This is a genomic window from Aquabacterium sp. UBA2148, assembly GCF_002328915.1.
Lineage (GTDB): Bacteria > Pseudomonadota > Gammaproteobacteria > Burkholderiales > Burkholderiaceae_C > Aquabacterium > Aquabacterium parvum.
Window position 1 is genome coordinate 1 of sequence record NZ_DCXA01000136.1, and the last position, 4400, is coordinate 4400.

The following is a 4400-nucleotide window of genomic DNA, read 5'->3' on the forward strand; positions in this document are numbered from 1 at the left end:
GGCGAGGGCAACATCACCGGCCAGTTCACCACCCCCGAGGCGCCCCTGCCTCTGGACTACGCCAACACCCTGCGCAGCGAGCGCAGCACGGAGTTCAGCGTCGTCGACGCCCTCAGCCACGATGGCCCCTGGCGCGCCTGGTTGGGCCTGCGACACACCCAACTGCAACGCGACACCGAGCTCACCGACACCAGCGCCAACCGCAGCGCCTCGCTCGATGAGAGCGTGACCACGGGCTGGGCCGCGATCGGCTACCAACTGGCCGAGCAGACTCAGGCCTACGTCAGCTGGGGGCAAGGCATCGAAGCCACGGCGGCACAGAACCCGGCACCCTCGACCTTCATCGCCTACACCAATGCGGGTCAGGTGCTGCCGACTCGCCGCAGCCGACAGCTCGAAGTCGGCCTGAAGTCGGCCGCAGGTGGCCACCAATGGGGCGTCAACGCCTTCCAGATCCACCGCCCTGTGGCCGACCGGATCACCCAGGACGATGGCCTGGGCGGCATCCTCTACACCTACCTCAACGATGGCGAGGCGGTTCACCGCGGCATCGAGGCCTCGTGGCAATGGCGCAGCGCCTCCTGGCAAACGTCGCTGGCGGGCGCCCTGCTCGACACCGAGCGCCGGGGCAGCCAACGCACCGACGTCAACGTCAATGGCAAGCCCGCCACCAACGTGCCCGAACACACCCTGCGTGCATCGGTGGCCTGGCGCGTGCCGGGCTTGGAATCGACCTGGCTGCAGACCGACGTCATCCACGAAGGCCCTCGCGCCATCACCGCCGACAACAGCCTGCGCCTGTCCTCCTGGACACGCACCGACCTGGGCTTGCGCACCGCCACAACGCTGGCCGGCAGCAACGTCGTCTGGCGCCTGAACGTGCACAACCTCTTCAACCTGCGCAACTGGCGCGAAGCCCCGACCTACAGCGACCACGTCTACCTGATGCCCCAGGCGGCTCGCAGCGTGAGCGCAACGGCCAGCGTGTCGTTCTGATGCAGGCGCCCATGGCGCATGGCTGTCGCAAAGCTTCAACACCCGCGCCAAAAACGCCAGAACTTGCGACAGCCAGGCAAAAAGTGCTATAGTTGCGTTCTCGGTTGATGACGAGTTCAGCGAACTTGAAAGCAACCAAGAAGCCGACACATTCCCCGATAGCTCAGTCGGTAGAGCGCCGGACTGTTAATCCGTAGGTCCCTGGTTCGAGCCCAGGTCGGGGAGCCAAACAAAGCCTAGGCGCGATAAGCGTTTAGCCAACAAAGCCACCCCCGCGGTGGCTTTTTGCTTTGCGCTCGCAACATCGGTGACCTGACTCGAGAGCGTTTCGGTGTCACTGGCCATCGCGGCCAAATGCTTGCACCAACGACCCGGGAAGACCCTGTCGATAAACGTCATTCGATCAAAGCAGAGATGAGGACAATAGCCGGCTGCTCAATCTGCTGCACCGCCGCCTCACCCCCGGTCCCGATTGCCCCGGCTCCATGCGCATCTCACCGCTCAACCTCATCGTCATGGCCCACACGCTGGACGTGGAAGGGCTCGATCGCGAGCGCATCTTGAAGCGTTGCCAGCTTGACCCCGCGAGCTTGCTCAACGAAGACGGCGAATGGGTGCCGGCCGAACATTTCGCCGACATGATCCGCGTGATCCTGGCCGAAACGGCGGACCCCGCTTTCGGGCTGATCGCCGGCAAGAGCCTGGCGCTGATGCGATACAGCATCATGACGCCGCTGGCTCTGTTCTCACCTGACCTGCGGCACATCTTCGAGGACGTCAAACACTTCACGCCCCTGCTGTTCGAAGAGCCGGAGTACACGCTGATCGAGCGCGATGACGAGGCGCAGGTGCTGATGCACCCCTGGCTGCAGGAGCATGGCTGCGTGCGCTACCGCCACGACTTCCTGGTGACGTCGATCCTGCAGATGCTGCGTTTTGGCGGCATGCGCGACGATGAGCTGATCGCCATCGAGGTGCCCCACGAATGCGAGCCAGAACTCACCCCGCGCTACACCGCGTTGTGGGGCAGCAAAGTCCGGTTCGGGCAACGCAATTGCCGCGTCATCTTCAACCGCACGGCGCTCGGTCGTCCCATGATGAGCCACAGCCAAGTGGGCTACGCCGGCGCACGCGAACGGGCCGCGCAGGCCTTGTCGGCCCGGATGAACCGCATCGACACGGCAGAGAAGGTTCGTCAATGGCTGCTGTCGGCGTTGCCGCAACAGCCGAGCATGACCGAGACGGCGCGCCAGCTGAACATGAGCGAGCGCACCCTGAGGCGCAACCTGGCCGACCTGCAGACCAGCTACCAGGCCTTGGTGCAGGAGTGCCAGTTCCTCAAAGCCCGCAGCCTGCTCGCCGACGAACAACTGCCCATCAAGCATGTGGCGCATTGCCTTGGCTTCAACTCGGTGGCGAGCTTTCATCGCTCGTTTCGCCGCTGGACGGACACGACGCCCACGCTGTGGCGCGAAGCGCAGCTCAAGGGCAGATGAGCTTATCCACAGTTTCTGTGGATAAGCCTGTGGTCCTGGCTGGGACATCTCGGCACAAACCCGATGAACAAAGGGTTCTGACTGGATTGATCACTTTGCTCGCGGTGCGCGGCGCAGGTCGCTCAGCGAGGCCGATATCTCGCCGATGAGTGTCCGCAAATGCCGGTGCAGGCCCTGCTGGCTGTGCCGACGGTGCCAGAGCATGTCCACCGACATGCGCAAGGGCTCACGCGTGTGCAGGGGCGTGACCACCAGGTCTGGCGGCAGCTCCATCACGCCACTGAGCACCACCTGAATCGACACCAGTGGCGCGCTGCGCAAGATGCGCACCGTCGAGGCCACGCCCGCCACGGCCGCCACCACGTTGCGCTGCAGGCCCTCGGCAGCGAAGGCCGCATCCACCACCGTCGCGGCCTCACCTCGGTAACTGCTGACCACGTGGTCCAGCTTGGCGAGTTTTTGCAGGGTCAAGGGGCCTTTGATGGCGAGCTGCTCACGCGAGTGCACGCACTGCATCGTGGCCGTCAGCAAGGTCATGCGCTCGTGCCAGTTGCGCTCGGGCAAGGGCACCCCGACCACCACGATGTCGACCTCGTCTGCATCCAGGGCATCGAGCAGGCGTTCGACCTCGATGAGCTGAACTTTCAAGCGGACCCTGGGTGACTCGGCGCGCAAGCGAGCCAGCAGAGGCGGCAGGATCAGCGACTCCAGGCCATCGGGGATGCTCATCCGCACCAGGCCTTGTGCCTGCGCCGGGTCGAAGGGCGGCTCTTCCAGCACCAGGGCTGCCCCGGCCAACAGCCAGGCGCGCACACGCGGCGCCAACTGGGCTGCGAGGTCGGTCAGCGCCATCTGACGGCCAGTGCGCACCAGCAACTCGTCACCAAAGAGCTCACGCAGGCGGGCCAGGGCGTGGCTCATGGCCGGCTGGCCAATGAACAGGCGTTCGGCCGCTCGGCCCACCTGGCGCTCGCTCAGCAAGGCATCCAGGGCCACCAGCAGGTTCAGGTCGATGCGGCGGAAGTCGGCGTGGCGAATATCGATTTCGTTCATGAGAAAAATGCATTCAATCGATTTGCTTGATCTTACGAGAAAACCCAGACTTGCTTTCAAGGCGGCTCCAACCCGCCTCCCTCTGAAACCCGAGACTGAAAGGCCCGATCATGAAGACCACCACCCGCATCGCCGCCACGCTGCTGACCGCATTGAGCGCTGCCCTGATGACCCAGACCGCGCTGGCTCAGCAATCCAGCGGGGCGCCCCAGTCCCTGACGCGCGAAGAGGTGCAAGCCGATGCCATCCTGGCCAAACGGGCTGGCCTGGACCAGTTCCACGACCCCGAAATCCAGATGCTGATGCCCGAAGCCTACGCGGCCGCCCAGGCCAGGTACCAGGCCTTGCGCACCAGCGCGGCGTTCGCGCAGGAAGTCAGCCGCATCAAGCTGGCCGCCGCTCGCTGAGCCGGGTCACGCCATTGCGCTGGACGCCGCGCCCTTGCACCGCCTCCAGCCTCAGCGGGCAACGCGACTCAAGCCACGCGATGGGTCTGCAGGTGCAGGCTCGTTTCCGTGTGGCTGATGCCCTTGATCAAGCGGATGCGCTCGAGCACCTGAGACAGCTCGCCAAGGTGCGCCACCTGCAACTCGGCCAGCAGGTCCCAGCGGCCATTGGTGTCGTGCAAGCTGGCCACACCGGGCTCGCCCAGCAGCGAGGCGATCACCTCGCGGGCGCGGTTGCCCTCCACCGCGATGCTCATCCAGGCTCGAATCAACTCGGGCTGGGCATCGGGGCGCAAGCGCACCGTGTAACCCACGATCACGCCCTCGTCTTCCAGCTTGCGCAGGCGGTTGGTGACGGTGCCGCGCGAGACGCCCAGCTTCTGCGCCAGCGTGGCCACCGTCAGGCGGG

Annotated in this window: 5 protein-coding genes and 1 tRNA gene; 4 read left to right on the forward strand and 2 right to left on the reverse strand. The window is 65.2% G+C overall.

What is annotated here, in order from left to right; all coding sequences use genetic code 11:
* The 3 genes from B2W70_RS07405 to B2W70_RS07415 all read left to right on the forward strand — a co-directional run.
* A partial coding sequence (locus B2W70_RS07405; protein WP_286744347.1) for a TonB-dependent receptor domain-containing protein occupies positions 1 to 996 on the forward strand: 996 nt, incomplete at its 5' end.
* Positions 997 to 1148: 152 nt separating this feature from the next.
* Positions 1149 to 1224, forward strand: a tRNA-Asn gene (locus tag B2W70_RS07410).
* A 257-nt stretch (positions 1225 to 1481) separates the two neighbouring features.
* Positions 1482 to 2492: an AraC family transcriptional regulator gene (locus B2W70_RS07415; RefSeq protein WP_286744350.1), complete on the forward strand. Its 1011-nt coding sequence runs from the start codon at positions 1482 to 1484 to the stop codon at positions 2490 to 2492.
* A gap of 90 nt (positions 2493 to 2582) precedes the next feature.
* On the opposite strand, the gene B2W70_RS07420 is transcribed toward B2W70_RS07415, so the two are convergent.
* On the reverse strand, positions 2583 to 3545 hold the full coding sequence (locus B2W70_RS07420) for a LysR family transcriptional regulator (RefSeq protein WP_286744352.1): 963 nt from the start codon (positions 3543 to 3545) through the stop codon (positions 2583 to 2585).
* A 110-nt stretch (positions 3546 to 3655) separates the two neighbouring features.
* On the opposite strand from B2W70_RS07420, the gene B2W70_RS07425 reads away from it, so the two are divergent.
* Entirely contained in the window at positions 3656 to 3952 is a 297-nt protein-coding gene (locus tag B2W70_RS07425; protein WP_286744354.1) for a DUF4148 domain-containing protein, read from the forward strand.
* A gap of 68 nt (positions 3953 to 4020) precedes the next feature.
* On the opposite strand, the gene B2W70_RS07430 is transcribed toward B2W70_RS07425, so the two are convergent.
* On the reverse strand, positions 4021 to 4400 hold a 380-nt coding region (locus B2W70_RS07430; RefSeq protein WP_286744357.1), incomplete at its 5' end, for an Lrp/AsnC family transcriptional regulator.

Excerpts from the sequence above, each read along its gene's own strand:
- B2W70_RS07425 (WP_286744354.1), top strand. The coding sequence starts at position 3,656 with ATGAAGACCACCACCCGCATCGCCGCCACGCTGCTGACCGCATTGAGC.
- B2W70_RS07420 (WP_286744352.1), bottom strand. The coding sequence starts at position 3,545 with ATGAACGAAATCGATATTCGCCACGCCGACTTCCGCCGCATCGACCTG.
- B2W70_RS07415 (WP_286744350.1), top strand. The coding sequence starts at position 1,482 with ATGCGCATCTCACCGCTCAACCTCATCGTCATGGCCCACACGCTGGAC.